The sequence below is a fragment of the Arthrobacter caoxuetaonis genome (assembly GCF_023921125.1).
GTDB classification, from domain to species: domain Bacteria; phylum Actinomycetota; class Actinomycetes; order Actinomycetales; family Micrococcaceae; genus Arthrobacter_B; species Arthrobacter_B caoxuetaonis.
Window position 1 is genome coordinate 283,549 of the sequence record NZ_CP099467.1, and the last position, 15,603, is coordinate 299,151.

A 15,603-nucleotide genomic window follows, 5' to 3' on the forward strand; every position below is an offset into this window, starting at 1 on the left:
CACATTTTTGAACACGTTCAAGCCCCTCCCGGATGTGCCCGTCAGACGTCGCCGGCGGTGATGTCGAACTCCTCTTCGGCGACCAGGACGGCGTACTCCTTGATCTTCCGGACGTAGGAGCGTGCCGTGGAGCGCGAGACTCCCATGGCGTCGGCGATCTCTTCGATGCTGGAGATCCGCGGCGGGTATTCACCGCTGAAGAGCCCTCCGAGCCACAGTTCCGCTGCCGTACCGAGGCGTTCGTTGTACTCCGCGGTCCGCTGGACGAGCAGCTTCAGGAAGCGAGGGCCCTCCACCGGATGCAGGACGAATTCCGTGTCGATCGGCTCAGCGCGGTCATGGTCGTCGACGTCCGCGCACGCGCGGTATGTCCGGAGGTCATCGACGCTGGCGATAACGCCCTGCTTCACCGCGTTTGAACGGGTCCTGCGCATCTTCTCGTTGTGCGTCTCCACGACCTCACAGTCGGTGGGTTCGCGCTTGAGTTCCATGCGCATGGCGTCACGGGTCTGGTTCAGGAGCCTCACACGGCGCAGCGCGGAGGTCATTTCGGCTGCCGGAGCCATTTCCCGGTCCAGGTAGTTCCGCACGACCTGGCGGGCACGCAGCTTCAGCATGCCTTCCCAGACTTCCACCCGGTCCAGCTCTTCCTCATCGGCCAGGTGCTCCAGGAGCATCTTGTACGCCTCTTCGGCAACCATGGAGGTGAAGTCGTCACCGTGGCCGTCCGTGGAGACACCGAAGTTCCGGCACAGGGACCAGCCGATCTGCTTGAACAGGCCCCAGCGTTCGGAAATGAAAGTGTTGATGAGAGTGTGCTGTGCGCCCTTGTCGGCAGCGGCGATCCCACGGATGATGTCCCGTGTATTCTCAGTCAACGCGGCTGCTCCTAGTGTGAGGGAATCCTTGCCAAGGCGGGTTCTTCTTCGGTTCGAGGGCATCGAGCCAGGCCGTATATCTGCGCCCGCCGGCGCGAGGATCCAGCAGCCATCCAACGTTCACCAGACGACGATCCAGTTTAACCCCAGTCACCGCCAAAACGTGATCTACCACCCCTTCTGCCCTTATGCGTCCCCAGCCGGGCTGGTAGCGCAGGAGCATTCCGAGACGGATCTTCAGCAGCGGCCGGTACTCCTTGGACTCGGAGGCCTTCAGGACGTCGGCAACGGTCGCCGGTTCCGGCATGGCCGGCAGGTCTCCGGCCGCTGCTCCGCGCAGGACCTTGGCCATCTCCGCTTCGAAGAGCTCCGGGACGATCTGCCCGCTGACCGGGTCGGTGATCCTGACCCTGGCCAGCCATGCCGCCCGGCACCGTGAGGCGGACCGGGCGGCGGCGTTCAGCTCGATCTGGGGCCGGCCAGCTGCCGTACTCATGGCCGCACCCGGGCATTGCGGGCCATCAGGTCCATCGTCTCCGGCAGCAGGACGGTGGCACGGGCCATGGCATCGGGGCTGACCGTCATGGCGGCCTCGGCCCGGTTGATGGAGAGCCGGTCCTTGGGATAGACCTTCCGGTATTCGGACACGATGCGTGCCAGGTCGCGGTTACCGTCAGGAAGGCTGCGGGCAATCTCCCTGATCTTCGGCCCGATGTGCGGATCGCCGATCTTGCGGCGGATCTGCGTTTCGGCGTCGCGGCGCAGGTGCTTGGTCATGTACTTCAGCGGATCCACGCGCAGGAAGCATTCCGGGGTCAGGCACAGCTCGATGAGCCGGAACACCGAACCGGGCTTGGTGTCGTCACCGAACATCATAAAGTCCTGGATTTCGTCGATGCCGATCTCATCGAGCATCGGCTGGAACGCACCGGTCGTTTCGGCAATCTCATGGCTGACGTGGGCGTGGGCTTTGTACAGCTCCTTGCGCAGCTTGGGTTCAATGCTCTGGATCACTGCCCACAGTGCCTGCTTGCCGGCCTCTGCGATGGCCTCCAGGGACCTGATGACCATGGCCCGGGGTGCGGTGCCCACGAAGACCATACTGGCCAGCGAGGGGACTTCCTGGACCATGGCCACCGGACGGGCGCCGGGGCGGACGACGACCTTGGACTGGCCTGCCATGGTGTGCCCCATGCCGCGGGAGCGGTACGTGACCGGAACGCTTTCACCGGAGACGAGCAGGACCAGGGGCGTGTCCCAGTCGTTGCGGACAGGCATCAGCAGGCCTTCCCCTGTTCCGAAGGCCTTGTCCTTGCGTCCAACGTTGATGAGCGGGCGAAGCCAGGTCCAGGCGGGCAGGGCTGCCACGCCGGCGTACTCCGGAATGGTTTCGCGGTGGGCGAGCAGCTCCTCGGCTGCCCGCCCGTGCATGACGGCCTGGAGGCGTTCACACAGAATGTCGAGGTTCGGATGCCGGTTGCAGGCTTCCTCATTCTCGATAATTTCGGCACTGAGGCCCATCGGTGTCCTGTCTTGTGGTTCTTTGTACGTGGGGGTTGGTGTAGGACTACTTTTTGCCAAAGACCTTGGCGAAGAACCCGCGCGGGGCTGCCGCTTCCGGCGTGTATTCGGCGTCCGCCCGGAAGGCTTCGTTTCCAGTGATCCGCAGCAGGGCCTTGCTCATGAGGGTCCGCAGGTCCTGGCTGCCGATGTTGATGCGCCCGGCATTCATGTCCTGCTGGACGTCCAGATCCGTGGCGATCGTGCCGAGGTAGTAGCCGGAGCTGGAGAAGTAGCGCGGCATGGTCGCCGCAACGGGTTCCTGCTCGGGATCTACCTTGTTGACCATGACCATCAGCCGGTCCTGCGGGACACCGTTCTTGATGAAGGTGCGCAGGCGCCCGTTGAGGTTGTTCACGCCCGTGTTGGACATGTCGGTCACGCCCAGGCCCCACGCGTCGTGGACGAGGGCCGGCAGGAGGATCTGGCTGACCACTCCGGTCCGGTCGCTGGTCTCGATGATCTGGGTGTCCATGATGACCAGGTCCGCGTTGCGGCGGGCGAAGGCGATCACGTCGGCGTAGAGCTGGTTCGTCACGACGGAGGGGTCGTTGATGTCATCCGGCGGTGCGGCGATGAACGCGAAGTTCACGTGCCCGAGGATGTCTTCACGGTTCTGGTTGATGACGTCCGGGGTCAGCACGGCGGAGCGGATGTTCTTGATCGCTGCGTCGTAGATGGTCGGCAGGGACGTCCGGTTCAGGCGGAGGTAGGTGCGCAGGTCGCCCTGGCCCGAGTTCCCGTCGATGAGGATGACGCGCAGGCCTGCCGCGGCGGCCACGTGGGCCATCTGCAGGGACGTGGTGGACTTGCCGACACCGCCCTTGCCGGAGAAGTTGATGACGAAGGAGGCGAGCCCTGCGGCGGAGCGGCCGGTGCCGGCCAGCTTGGAGGCTTCGAAGTCGTCGAAGATGGCCGAGGAGTCCTCGACACGGCTCAGGTCATGCACGGGGCGGCGCTCGGCTGCCCAGGCGTCGCTGACTTCCCGTCCGGCAGGAACTGCCAGTGCTCCCGGGCGGGCCGCGGGCACAGGTGCCGCCTCGATGGGTGAGAGTTCCTGCTCCCACGCGGGCTGGACGGGCGCCGGAACGGGTGCCTGGTAGCTGGCCGGTGCGGGCTGGTAGGCGGCTGGCGGGGCCGGTGCTGCATACGCGGCCGGTTCAGGTGCCCGGTAGGCAGGCTGGACCGGCGCCGGGGTTGGTGTATCCCAGTCATCGGTGGCAGGAGAGGCTGCCAGGGCCCGTGCTTCACGCCTGGAGAGGGGCTGGGCAGGAACCGGGGCCGCCGGTGTCGGTGTGTCCCAGTCATCGGCCGGCTCCATGCGGGGCGCCGGTGCCGGTACCGGCGCGGCCGGGGTGTCCCAGTCATCGACCGGAGCTGCAGGAGCTGCCGGAGAGGGTGCGGGCTCGTCCCAGCCGAGGACGTCGGCAGGCGCCGGAAGGGGTGCCAGTGCGGGGGCAAAACTGTCCCAGTCGTCCGAGATTGGTGCGGCAGGTTCAGCATTTACCGAGGAAATTGGTGAGACGGGCTTTTCCGGAGCGTCCCAATCGTCAAACTCGGATTTGGTAACAGTTTCCGGTGTAAGAATAGGAGCAGCGAATTCGTCATCACCGAGAAGGTCATCGAACTCGGGCATGGCAAGGCCGGGTGCCGGGGATCCAGCAGATTCCGGGTACAGGGTGTTGCCGGCCGGGCCGTCGAGTCCCTGAAGTTTGAGCGAGCCGAGCAGCTGGTTCACGGTAAACGGTTCACTGATGTCAGAGACATTGGCGGACACGAGCACCGGGTTCCCGGCATTGCGCAGGACCGTCACGGCGATCGGGGCGCCCTGCATTTCGGCCGTCTCCTGGACGCGTTCAATCCAGGCGCGGAGGCCGGGAGCTGGAATGTCTGCCACAACCATCGGGAAAGCCCCGGAGGTGGTCAGCTCAGTTCGGATGGCCTTGGCAGCGCTTCGGAAGTCGGGGCCTGTCACGACCTTTACCCCGCACCGCGTGAGGGTCTCGGCAAGGGCGGGCAGCTCAATCAGGCCGACGATGGGCTGTTTTGATGCTGAAGGATCAGATATGTTCACATCTACCTTCTATGCGTCCATCCCTCTGACGGCCGGTTTGGCGATTCGCTCTGCCGTAAACTGAAAAAGTTTCCGGCTTGCAGCCAAGAGCAATTTTTTTATGCCGTATCGAGGAGTTACGAATGGATCAGAAGGACGTCGACTGGATCAGCCGCTGGGTTGTGTCGCTGTGCGAACCCTTGATCACTACCGCTGCACGGCAGGAGATCGAAGAGCACGTACGGGCGATCGCATCCCGGAACCCGCTGTGGTTCTCGGCATGGGCTGCCGGCTTCGTGTCCGATATGGTCCGTTCCCTCGATCCGGAAGATCCGTGGCGCAACCTCGAGCTCAAGGACGGCGGTGCCCTGCTGCCCGACGGTTCCCCCTTCGGCACCTGGGTTGACGCCACCGACATCGTTCCGCCCTCTGTTCCCGACCGCCGCTCCGACTTGGGCCTTGCCGCTGTCGACACTCCCTTACCGGCCCGCGGCGCTGAACTCGTGGCCGCTGCAGCCGGCGGGTGGCGCCCTGTCCTGAACTGGCTGACGGCCAACCTTGCCACCGCCCCCGCCCTGGAAGGCGAGCAGGCGCAGGAATTCTTCGAAACCATCGACGGAGCCGTCCGCTGGGCCATGTTCCGCCGCCGCCTTTTCGCAGGCATGGACGATGCGTTCATTCCCGTAGCCGCCGCTTCCTGGGTGAGCCGCGCCGGAAAGATGGCCAACGGCGAGTCCTGGGATGAAGCGCGTGCCGCACGCGTCCTGGAGAGCAATAAGATCGGCGCCGGCACCTACGGACAGTTCGTTTAGAGACGGCGGCGCTGCCGCACACATAGGGGATATGAGAACCCTCGCCTTCACCTGCCTGGCCGCGCTGCTGGCAGTGCCAGCCACTATCCTGTTCTTCTTCATTTACGCCTACGTCCAGTCCCCGTACTGAGCAGGCGGACACTTTCCTGCCTTAAGCCGCACACATAGATCCGGTGAGCACCTCATCAGATCCGTCCCCGGCCCGGCGCACCGCCCTGCCTGCTGCCCGAAAGCACCCCCGCGGGAGGCTGCGCCGGTGAACAGCTATGAAGTCCTTGGCGTCGGGCCCGACGCCAGCCACAAGGAAATCAAGAAGGCCTACCGCGCCCTGGCACGACGCACCCATCCCGATACGGGCGGGGATGCGATGAAGCCGCTCTTCCTGGCAGTTACCAGCGCCTGGGAATCCATTTCCGACCCTGAGAAGCGCGCTGCCTACGACAGCGCCAACGGACTCGCTCCCACAGGACCTCCGCCGCAGCCACGGCAGCCGCCCCGTCCGGATCCCGGTGAAGCACCGCGCCATCCGCGGCCCGAGCCTACCCCGGAACCGGACTTTGAAGACTTCTGGCCAGCCTCACCTCCTCCTCCCGACCCTGCCGCACAGCCCGGAGCCCGCAGGGCGCCGGCTCCCGAACCTTCCTGGCATGAAATCTTCGCCGGGTCCGTCCAGCGAACCCGCCGGGACAAACTCCCCTGGATCATCGGAGTGCTCTTCGCTGCGTGGGCCTCACTGCTGGTCTTCCTGGGCTTCAGGGAACTGATCCTCTCCGGGCCTGAAGGGGTACTTCCGCGTGCCTCCGGGGTCCTTTCGTACGCCGCCTGCTGGGCGGCCGGCACCTGGCTCTCCTGCAGGAGGGTGCGCAGCGGCATCGACATCGGATGGGGTCCGCTCACGGCCGCTGCCGTCGGGGCCTTCGCCGTGTGGGTGCTCAACCGCGCCTATCTCGGGCAGGGAATCGCCGCGGTCCTCTCCGGTCTCGCCCTGAGCCTGACGGCTTCGGCATGGCTGCGGCGGCGCGCAAACCTGAAGAGTGCCGGGCTGGTCCCGGGCGGAGGAAGGACGACATCGTTCGCCAACCCGTCCGAAAGCGCCGACGAGGCATCAGCCCGTGCCAGGACGCGGGCCGCCCTTGCGGAGGTCCTGAATGCTCCCGGCACGAGGCTGCTGGAGAACGCACCGGTGCGCGGGCGTGCGGTACCGATGATCCTGATCAACGGCTCCCGGGTAGCAGTCATTGACGCGCGCCTGCTGCCGGACTGGATCCATGAGGACCTGACCGGGGATCTGGCCGTTGACGGTGAGAAGGTCATACCGAACATCGACACAAGCATTGCCGGTGACGTCTCCGCGGTGCGGGCCCATGTCCGCAGCGTACGCGGCTGGCTCATCATCCACCCCTCGGACCGGGGCAGCGCGGAACTGAAGCCGGTACGCGGTGTGGAAGTGCGGGCCTCCTCCCCTGGTGCGGCGCTAGAGGAGATCGGCAGCTGGCTTGCCGGCACCCGCAGCCCGGGCGTCCTGGACCCTGACCTGGCATACCGGGTCATGCGCGGAAGCCTCCCCGCCCTCCGGTAGCGAAGGGTGCGGGAAGGTTTCTGCTGTCCTCCGCACACATAGCAGGCATGACAAACGACATTCCTGAAAACGAAGCAGCTGCCAGTATCGGGACCGCGGTCCTGTGCAACGAGCTGGGCGATCCGGTGATCTCGGAGCTTTCCGAAGACGACGTCTGGACGATCAGCCAGCTCCAGGACGCCGAAGAGGAGCCGATGCTGCGCGACGCCGCCTGACCTCTATCCCCGCTGCATCCTCAGGCGTCCGCGCGAGGCCAGGGGGTGCCACGGGCCGAACAGTGCTGTCGCAGCCTGCGTGACACGGCAGATACGTTCCGGTTCGGGCTCGGCGTACGCTTCCTGGCTCACCGGAGCGGGCATCACGGCCTTCGGCGCCGGCCGGGCTTCCTCCTGTGCGGGGGCTTCGGCTGCCGGTACTGCCGGAAGGGACTCCCTGCCGGTTCCGGCTGCGCAGAAGGGGCACATGACGTTCCCGTCGATGACCCAGCCCTCCCTGCGGGCCAGGCGCAGCGAGGCGGTCTGCGGAAAAGCGAACGTCTTTGAAGATTCGTGCTGGCACGGCGCCTCAGCGTCACCGTCGCACACAAATTTGGTAATGGTAATTGTTTTGATTGACATGCTAATTGCCTGATTCCCCGGAAGAGTTAACTAGAAAGTGCGCGTTTAGCGCGTTGTTGCTGCGACGAGTGCCGCCGGCGTGCCCATGAGCCCTGGTCCGTGACCGGGAAGCAGGACCGTCGCGTCGACGGCAGCAATCAGGTCAAGGGCCGAACGGGCTCCCTTAAGGTCGTGGTGGAACATGCGGTGGAGCATCTGCGGGCCCCCAAGCCCACTGATGGCATGCCCGGTGACTAATGCGTCTCCGGAGACCAGAACCCCTAAACCGGGCAGGTGGTATGCAGTATGCCCGGGTGTCATGACCGGAAGCGGTGAACCCGGCAGCTCCCGCAGGCGCTCCTCGGTCCAGACCTCCGCGGCACTGATGCTGTTCGGTGCGGTCCCGCCGGCCCTGACTGCATGGATGGCCCAGGAAAACACGGCCGGGCGCCACAGGTAGGGCAGCGCGGACACGACTGTGACCTGGTATTTCTCCCTGCCCAGCAGTGAATTGTGTTCACCTGGGCTGGAGAGGATCGGTGTTCCGAACTCGTCGGAGAAGTACTGTGCGGCGCCCGTATGGTCGGTGTGCGCGTGGGTGATGAGCATCGCCCGGGCGTCGGCCGGCGAGAGCCCGAGGCGCCTGATCGAGTCAAGAACGAGGGGCAGGTCGGCAGGGTAGCCGCCGTCGATGATGGTGAACCCACTGATGCCGCGGATGATGACCCAGTTGGATCCGGGTCCCTGGGCGAGGTAGACCCCGTCGGCGAACTCAATCGGTGATGCGTCTGCTCGGTGTTTGATGGCTGTACTCCTTGTAGTCCCTGGATAATACGCAGGGGATAACGCAGGTCAACAGCCGTTCGGGCATCCGCCAGAAGGCATTCTTTGATAGTCCAACAGCTGGCGCAGGCATCCGCCGGCGGCTCGCTGTGTTGCCAGTATTCCATGCACTTTCATGCAAATCCAAAAATGCCGGATGTGACTTGCGCCATGTCCGAAACATTTCGTCCTTTGTTTTGTTACATCGTCCGCAATTAGGCCGACTGTAGGTTTTGCTACACCGTTCGGCAGGTCACACTTCCGGACTTTCCGCTCAAAGCCGCGTCCGCCCCTGCTCGAGGTCGGCGCGATCTCACTACTGAGGATGGATGCACCCCGTGGACACCATGACAGGCACCCAAGGCAAGTGGGTTTTCATTGACGCCCTGATGGAGGACCAGCACCGGCTCCTTAGTATCGGAGCAGATGCCTTCCACGGGGCCAGCGTGCGCAAGAATTTGGACGAAACAGCCCGGGAGCTGCTCATCCCGCGGATCAAGGCCATCGGCAGGGACAACCCCAGCGTCTGCGAGAAGGTGGAGTACAGGGACGCGGCCTGGGAGGTCAGGGTCGAAGCGGTCCTCTCCCCCATCAACCTCGAAGTGATTGCCATCCTTGCAGCCTTTGTTCCGGAAGGGGTGCCGTTCCCGGAGAAGCCCCTTGTTGGTGGCATCGAGTGGCGCATACTGGACACCGGCCGGATTGAAACAGTCTGGGACGAGAACATGTACTCCCTCTATGAGGTCCCCAGGCCAAGCTTCGGCACCGGCGACATGAACGGCTGGATCACCACGCTCATTGCCCCCGAAGACAGGGCCCGCCTGAAAGTGGTCATTGACGGAGCAATCGCCAACCCGGACGGTGAATGCCACTCCGTCACATTCCGGATCCTAACGGGGGCTTCGTCCGAGAGGCCGTCGTCCAAGCAGCTCTGTACGGCTTCAAGAGTCGTTGTTGACGAGGAAAACAACGTCAAATGGCTGCGCAGTATCGCCCGTGAAATTACGTCACTGCCGGCAGCGGGCCCGCAGGAGATGGACAACCAGAGTGCCGCGCTCGTCCGTGCCGCCCTGGACCTCATCCACACCAAGGCCATGTTCGCCGTGGACACCGGCACCTGGCAGGTCTTCATGTCCAGTCCGAACTGGCGTCAGTACGGCCTCCAGGCACCCCTGAACAACTACCTGCCGCATTCCATCCACCCCCAGGACTTCACCGCTTTCGCTGACTGCTGCCTGCAGGGCTGCCCTTCCAGCGGCGGTGTTATCGTCCGCTGCCGCCAGGAGGACGGTTCGTACCGGCCCTACCGGGTCATCGCCAGCAGCGGGCACTTCAACTCCCAGGGAAAGCGCTACGTCATCATCTCGGTCAAACCTCCCGAAGACGACTAGGCGCCCGGTCCGCCAGGCGGCAGTCCTCCAGTGGCTGCCGCCCTTTTGGTGTGCGTAGAGAGAGGTTGGCAGTGCCGCACACATAGAGCACAACAACGACCCCCGGCAACAGGCCGGTAAGAAAGTGAGTGCGCTATGAACGTTCAAGAGATCATCTCCACCTGGCAGTTCGCTGCAGCCCTGATGGCCGTTGGTGCCGTCCTGATCGCCATCCCCTTCATGATGCGCCCCCTCACCGCTGTCCCGGCCGCCGCAGCACCCGCTACCGCCCAGCCCGAGGATTCATCCCGTGTCCTGTCCCAGGTCGGGTTCGCAGAAGTCAACGGCACCGTCGTCGCCTTCCGCTCCATGGTCCGCCAGAGCGATGACCTCTCCGACCAGCAGCTTGCAGCGTTCCGCCGGAACCTGCTCTCAACCTCCAAGGAAGTCGCCTAACACCGGCTCCCCCAGCCCCGGCCGGAACCCTCCCGGCCGGGGCTTTTCCATGCCCGGGGAGAGAGACACCGGTGTCCGCACACATAGCACCAGGGGCTGATCCGGGCTCCCACGAGCAGTTTCAAGGAGCACCACCTGTGAATAACCCCCGCCATGAGGCGGTAGACCTGGACCAGCTCATCGACGAACCCGCACGGGAACCCGGCCGGAGGGAGTCATCCTTACCTGCCCGGCTAGGGAAATTCGCCGGAGCGGCAACCGTCATTGCCCTGGCCGCCGGGTCCCTCGTGGCTCCTGCAGCAGTCTTCGGTGCCGGTGCCGCGTCCTCGGCACTCACCTACTGGGAGCAGCTTCCCACCGAACTGCCGCTGGACGTCGCCCTGCCCCAGCACACCATCCTGCTGGACAAGAACGGCAAGGAGTTCGCGCGCTTCTACTCCGAGAACCGCATCGACGTGAAGCTCGCCGACATCTCCCCCAACTTCACCGAGGCCCTCGTAGCGACCGAAGATGCGTCCTTCTACGAGAACGGCGGTGCGGACTTCAAGGGCATCGCCCGGGCTGCCGTAGCGAACCTCATCTCCGACTCCAAGCAGGGCGCTTCGACGATCACCCAGCAGCTCGTGCAGAACATCCTCATCAACAACGCCCGCGACGAGACCGAAGCCGCCGTCGGCACCGGCACCAGCTACAACGCCAAGCTGCGCGAGATCAAGTACGCCGTGAACCTTGAAGAGCAGCTCAGTAAGGACGAGATCCTCAATTCCTACGCCAACACTGTCTACTTCGGACAGGGCGCGTACGGGGTCGAAGCAGCCTCCCGCATCTACTTCGGCATCCCTGCCAAGGACCTCACTGCCAGCCAGGCTGCCCTGCTTGTGGGCCTGGTGAAGGGGCCGAACGTCTACGACCCGTTCACCAGCCCGGACCTGGCCAAGGACCGCCGCAACACCGTCCTCTCCCGCCTTGCAGCCGTCGGCAAGCTCACCCCGGAGCAGTTCGAGGCAGCCGTGGCTGAACCCCTTGGTGTCCTCCCGGAGCCGGGGAAGATCCGTTCCGGATGCGACCAGTCCGACTACCCGTTCTACTGTGCGCTGGTCCGGAAGGAAATCCTCGAGGACCCCGCCTTCGGAGCGACCCGGGAAGCACGCGAGGACCGGCTCACCCGCGGCGGCATGACCCTGAAGACCGCCCTTGACCCGAAGGTCATGGAGTCCTCGCAGAACGCCGTCCGCGAAGCCCTCGGGGATGGCAGCCGCGGGGCCCTTGGCGTCGCCGTCGTCGTACCCGGCACCGGCGAGATCGCCGGCATCGCACAGAACCGCACCTGGGGAGCCGGGGAGAACGCCACGGAAATGGTCTACGCCGACCACATCTTCCAGCCCGGCTCGACCATGAAGCCGATTGCCCTGGCAGCGGCCCTCGAACAGGGGATCCCGGCCACCACCCGCTTCAACGCGGTGAGCCCCTACATTCCGGCAGCCCTGGACTTCCCGGTTGGCGGGTACATCAACTACGGAGGCACCAACTGGGGCAGCATCGACGCCCGCGGCGCCATCAAGGTCTCCTCCAACACGTACTTCATCCAGCTGGTGGAGCGCACCGGCGTCCTCTCCGTTGCCGACATGGCAGCACGGCTGGGCATTACGTCCCTGCCGCGGACCGGGGAACGGGCCATCCAGGGCCGGGAAGCTTCACTGGTGCTGGGCGCCTACGAAGTCAGCCCGATCGAGCTGGCGAACGCCTACGCGGTCTTCGCTTCCGGCGGCGTCGAATGCACCCCGCACACGATCGTCTCCGGTATCCGCACCTCCAGCGGAGAAGAGATCGCCACCCCTGACGCCGACTGCCACCAGGCCGTGGCACCGGCCGTTGCCAACACCGTCGGGGATGCCCTGAAGCAGCCGTTCACCGCCGGCGGCACCCTGGAATCCCTCGGAGGACTGCCCGGACGCGAATCCGGGGCGAAAACCGGTACGACCAACGACTTCGCCGCCAACTGGATCGCAGGCATCACGCCCCAGTATTCGACCGCTGTCTGGCTGGGCGACCCCCGCGGAGGCTCCCAGTACCCGCTGACCGAGCTGACGGCCTACGGGAAAACCTTCTACAACCTGACCGGCTCCGAAGTGGCAGCCCCGGTCTGGAAGGACATCATGACCGGAATCCACAAGGGCCTGCCGGCCAGGGCGATGCCGAAAGCCGACGACGCGGCCACCAGCTCCACCACGACCAAGGCCGTCCCGGATGTCCGCGGCATGGGAACGGACGAAGCGGTGACACTGCTCCTCTCGAACAAACTGGTCCCGGTCATCTCCGAAACGACAGCGGAACTGAACCTGCTCCACCCTGCCGGAACGGTCGTCAGCCAGACCCCCGCACCGGGCAGCCCGTCCGGGCACCGCCAGGAAGTCGTCCTGACACTCAGCTCAGGTTCGGCCACCACCATCACCCTTCCGGAAGGCGAGTAAGACATGCGCAGGAAACCCACCGGCCGCCAGGGAGTGCTCCTGTTCGGCGGCTCAGCGGCTGTCGCAGCGGTAGCGGCTGCGGCCACGGCCGTCACGGCCCTGATCGGCTTCCCCGTCCTCGCCGACGACGGTGCACCCCAGGCGGCGCCCGCAGAAGCCCCGGAAGCCGTTGCTGCCTCATGGACCCAGACGCTGGCTACGACCGTGCTCACCAACGTCCTCCAGGACCCCCTGCCGGGCTGGAAAGCCGAAGGGGGCCTGCAGCGCGCCGTCGTCGCACCCCTGCCCTACTCGTGCCCGGTCCAGAACTCGGCAGCATCAACCTCCTTGGCCCGGTCCTACACCGTGGGCGGGAACCGGATCCGTGTGACCCTGCAGGCCTACACTGCAGGTCTCGGAGCCGAGGCACTGTCCCAGATGCATTCCGGGGCGGCCGTCTGTGCCGGCGCTGAAGGCGCAGTGGCCCAGTCCCCGATTTACGGCACCGCCCCGGGTCAGGATTCGATGGTCGCCTCGGTCAGCCACGGCGGCCAGCGGACCTCGGTGGCGTCCTTCCGGGAGGGTGACGTCCTGGTGTTCACGACCGGGTCGAACCAGCAGGGCCTCGTGGACGCCGCCGTGCAGCTTGATAAGTCCCTGTCGACGAAGCTGCAGGGTATCTGCGCCAACACCCGCTCCTCCGTGGAGGACGCTTCCCGCAGTGTGTTCAGCCTGGCCGGCTACAAGCCGTTCACCAGGAAGGTCACGGTCAGTATCCCCGCCGTCGAGCTGCCCTCCACCGCCCCGAAGGCATCCCCGTCAGCCACCGCTTCGGGAACCCCGTCGGCAAAGGCAGAGAAAGCAAAGCCCAAGGCCAAGGCGCTGACCCCGTATCCGATTCCGGCCCCTGACCTTGTGGACGGTCCCGCAGAGCCCATGGAAGAGCCCGGCTTCCCGGTCTGGCCGCTGATGCCCGAGCCCCTCGACATGCCCGAGGCGCCCAAGGCTCCCGCAGCTGCCGCTCCCACGCAGAAGAGCTTCCCTGTCCCGGCAGCCGATACGACCGGTCCCGGATGCGGCTGGGCCTTCACAGGCCAGAAGGCTCCCGGATTCGACGCCGGCCATTCCCGGGACACCGAGAAGAAGCAGTCCGAGCAGGCCCGCAGGGACCTGGAAGCCGGTGCGAAGGACTGGCAGGAAGACGTCCTGGCGTACTGGAAGTCCTACGACTCGTACAAGGCCGCGGCTGAGAAGTACTCGAAGTACGCGGACAAGGTCGCTGAAACCAACCGGGCCTGGCGGGTCATCGCGGCGGAGTGGGATGAGTACAACGCGGCCCTGGACGAGTACGAGTCCGACCGTGCCGCCCGGGAAGATTTCCTTGACCGGCGTGATGCTGCCCGTGCCGAATACGAGAAGCAGGTGAAGATCTGCTCCCTCCCGGTGCCGTCCGAGGCCCCTGTCCCCCAGGTGCCGGAGAAGGCCCCGGAACCGTCCCCGACGCCGAGCTCTGCGCCGTCACCTTCCGCTGAGCCTGTCCCGACGGCGGACCCGGCGGAAACCCGTGAGCTGAAGGTCCGTGACGGGTGCCCTCCGGAGAAGCCGTCCATCCTGACCGAGGATGTGCCGGAGGTTCCGAAGGCACCGGAGAAGCCCCGGGACCCGCGCCCGTAGGCGTCCCGGCGGATCGCCGCACACAGTCGGGCATGAACACTCCCGCGTGCATTTCCGCCATCTTCCGCACCCGCCCGGGGGCCGGCCTGTGAGGCTGCCCCTGGGCCAGGACCCGGCCGGTCACTTCGACTACGCCAACCTGACCTGGATCCACAACACTGCCTACGACCACCCCCTGTCTGCAGCGCTGACCAACGGCTGGTTCTTCGCCCTGGTGCTGGCAGTCTTCTTCGTCGCCGCGCGGCATCTGGAACCGTTCAGGTTCGGCCGCAAACCGGTGAGACTCCTGCTGGCCGCCAGCGCAGCCCTGCTCATCCTTCCCATGGCCGGTTCGGTCCTCATCCAGAAACAGGGCGGACCGCCCGACAGCATCCCGCATTTTGCCGGGCACCTGCAGGGTGAGAAGACAGCCGACTACGCCGGCGAGTTCAGCGGCTGGGCCAAATCCAGGTACGGCCTTGACCTCACCGACGTCCAGGCACGGGAGCTGCAGACAAAGGAAAGCCGCGGTCTGTTCGTTCCGACGAACCGGACCCGACCGGTCATCCATGAAGGCTCACTCATTCACGGCATCATTGCCGCGGACCAGATCATCCTGGTCGACAAGACCGGCACGGAACTGGCACTGGCACCCGGGTAGGCAGGCCTGCGGGAAGAGACCACCCGGCGTCCGCACACATAGCCGGTGACATCGCAGCAGGAGGACCCCCGTGAACAGATCCATGCCCAGCCCGGGCCGCAGCCCGTACCGTTCCAACGATGAGCGGCGCAGTGAGCGTGCCCTGGCAAGGGTTGCCGTCTTCAGGATCAGCACCCCCGGCGGCCGCCGGCGGAAGAAAGCGATTCTCAGGGCTGAAGTGCCCCGCTACCGGGAACTGATCCGCTGCGTGGCCATGGACCTTGCTGCTCGGAAGCACCAGGGGGCCTGATGGGCGCGTACTGGGAGCATTTCTCCGGCACCGTGCCGGGCCTGCTTCTGTTCGGAGCCGCCATGGCCTGCACCTACCTGGTCACGATGGTGGACCTCATCATGGCCTTGACCGTCAGTGGCACAAGAGCCAGGTTCGCTGCCGTCTCCATCCTGAAGGTCCTCGTCCTGCCTGCCGTTGTGCTGCTCGGAACGCAGCTGTTCATCAATCTCGTGACCACCGACTGGTTCAACGTCATCGTCGACACCTTCCTGATTTCCATATTCTTCATGATCCGCGCCCGGATCAAGGACGAAGATTCGTGGTGGACGGGAATGGGCACCAGGCTGAAGAAGCGGCTGCAGTCGCTTGCCTCGGGCCTCAGCTCCCGCGCCTGGACGGCACCGACCGGAGCCTAGCCGCACCGCCCGGGTGAGAGACTCCT

General features: G+C 65.4%; 16 protein-coding genes. 10 read left to right on the top strand and 6 right to left on the bottom strand.

All coding sequences use genetic code 11. The annotated features are described in order from the left end of the window. Nucleotides 1–41 precede the first annotated feature (41 nt). From NF551_RS18305 to NF551_RS18320, 4 genes are read right to left on the bottom strand one after another with little or no spacing between them, the layout of a single operon-like run. A complete protein-coding gene (locus NF551_RS18305) occupies nt 42–878 on the bottom strand; it encodes a helix-turn-helix domain-containing protein (protein ID WP_227897435.1) in 837 nt (278 codons plus the stop codon). Next, nucleotides 871–1,374, bottom strand: a complete 504-nt coding sequence (locus NF551_RS18310; RefSeq protein WP_227897434.1) for a hypothetical protein — start codon at nt 1,372–1,374, stop codon at nt 871–873. Before NF551_RS18310 ends, NF551_RS18305 begins: the two co-directional genes overlap by 8 nt. After that, nucleotides 1,371–2,399, bottom strand: coding sequence for a hypothetical protein (locus tag NF551_RS18315; protein ID WP_227897433.1), 1,029 nt, complete (start codon nt 2,397–2,399; stop codon nt 1,371–1,373). Before NF551_RS18315 ends, NF551_RS18310 begins: the two co-directional genes overlap by 4 nt. 46 nt (nt 2,400–2,445) lie before the next feature. Next, on the bottom strand, nt 2,446–4,512 hold the full coding sequence (locus NF551_RS18320) for a nucleotide-binding protein (RefSeq protein ID WP_227897432.1): 2,067 nt from the start codon (nt 4,510–4,512) through the stop codon (nt 2,446–2,448). A 122-nt stretch (nt 4,513–4,634) separates the two neighbouring features. Between NF551_RS18320 and NF551_RS18325 the strand changes: the two genes are divergently transcribed. From NF551_RS18325 to NF551_RS18335, 3 genes are all read left to right on the top strand, one after another. After that, nucleotides 4,635–5,303, top strand: coding sequence for a hypothetical protein (locus NF551_RS18325; protein WP_227897431.1), 669 nt, complete (start codon nt 4,635–4,637; stop codon nt 5,301–5,303). Nucleotides 5,304–5,559: 256 nt separating this feature from the next. Continuing rightward, nucleotides 5,560–6,882 (top strand): J domain-containing protein, encoded by a 1,323-nt coding sequence (locus tag NF551_RS18330; RefSeq protein WP_227897430.1) that lies wholly within the window; start codon nt 5,560–5,562, stop codon nt 6,880–6,882. A 47-nt stretch (nt 6,883–6,929) separates the two neighbouring features. Further along, nucleotides 6,930–7,097 (top strand): hypothetical protein, encoded by a 168-nt coding sequence (locus NF551_RS18335; protein ID WP_227897429.1) that lies wholly within the window; start codon nt 6,930–6,932, stop codon nt 7,095–7,097. Between the two features lie 3 nt (nt 7,098–7,100). Here NF551_RS18335 and NF551_RS18340 read toward each other — a convergent pair whose 3' ends face one another. Both NF551_RS18340 and NF551_RS18345 read right to left on the bottom strand, forming a co-directional pair. Further along, nucleotides 7,101–7,499 (bottom strand): hypothetical protein, encoded by a 399-nt coding sequence (locus NF551_RS18340; protein WP_227897428.1) that lies wholly within the window; start codon nt 7,497–7,499, stop codon nt 7,101–7,103. Nucleotides 7,500–7,544: 45 nt separating this feature from the next. Further along, entirely contained in the window at nt 7,545–8,282 is a 738-nt protein-coding gene (locus NF551_RS18345; protein WP_349293305.1) for an MBL fold metallo-hydrolase, read from the bottom strand. Between the two features lie 356 nt (nt 8,283–8,638). Here NF551_RS18345 and NF551_RS18350 point away from each other — a divergent pair, with 356 nt between their 5' ends. From NF551_RS18350 to NF551_RS18380, 7 genes are all read left to right on the top strand, one after another. Continuing rightward, nucleotides 8,639–9,691: a hypothetical protein gene (locus tag NF551_RS18350; protein WP_227897427.1), complete on the top strand. Its 1,053-nt coding sequence runs from the start codon at nt 8,639–8,641 to the stop codon at nt 9,689–9,691. Nucleotides 9,692–9,826: 135 nt separating this feature from the next. Next, on the top strand, nt 9,827–10,126 hold the full coding sequence (locus tag NF551_RS18355) for a hypothetical protein (protein WP_227897426.1): 300 nt from the start codon (nt 9,827–9,829) through the stop codon (nt 10,124–10,126). Nucleotides 10,127–10,263: 137 nt separating this feature from the next. Further along, entirely contained in the window at nt 10,264–12,597 is a 2,334-nt protein-coding gene (locus NF551_RS18360) for a transglycosylase domain-containing protein (RefSeq protein WP_227897425.1), read from the top strand. A 3-nt stretch (nt 12,598–12,600) separates the two neighbouring features. Next, nucleotides 12,601–14,250, top strand: coding sequence for a hypothetical protein (locus NF551_RS18365; RefSeq protein WP_227897424.1), 1,650 nt, complete (start codon nt 12,601–12,603; stop codon nt 14,248–14,250). 88 nt (nt 14,251–14,338) lie between these two features. Further along, complete coding sequence (locus NF551_RS18370) at nt 14,339–14,890, top strand: hypothetical protein (RefSeq protein ID WP_227897423.1); 552 nt, start codon at nt 14,339–14,341, stop codon at nt 14,888–14,890. A gap of 70 nt (nt 14,891–14,960) precedes the next feature. Then, entirely contained in the window at nt 14,961–15,179 is a 219-nt protein-coding gene (locus NF551_RS18375) for a hypothetical protein (RefSeq protein ID WP_227897422.1), read from the top strand. Next, nucleotides 15,179–15,577: a hypothetical protein gene (locus tag NF551_RS18380; protein ID WP_227897421.1), complete on the top strand. Its 399-nt coding sequence runs from the start codon at nt 15,179–15,181 to the stop codon at nt 15,575–15,577. The genes NF551_RS18375 and NF551_RS18380 overlap by 1 nt, the downstream gene beginning before the upstream one ends. Nucleotides 15,578–15,603 lie beyond the last annotated feature (26 nt).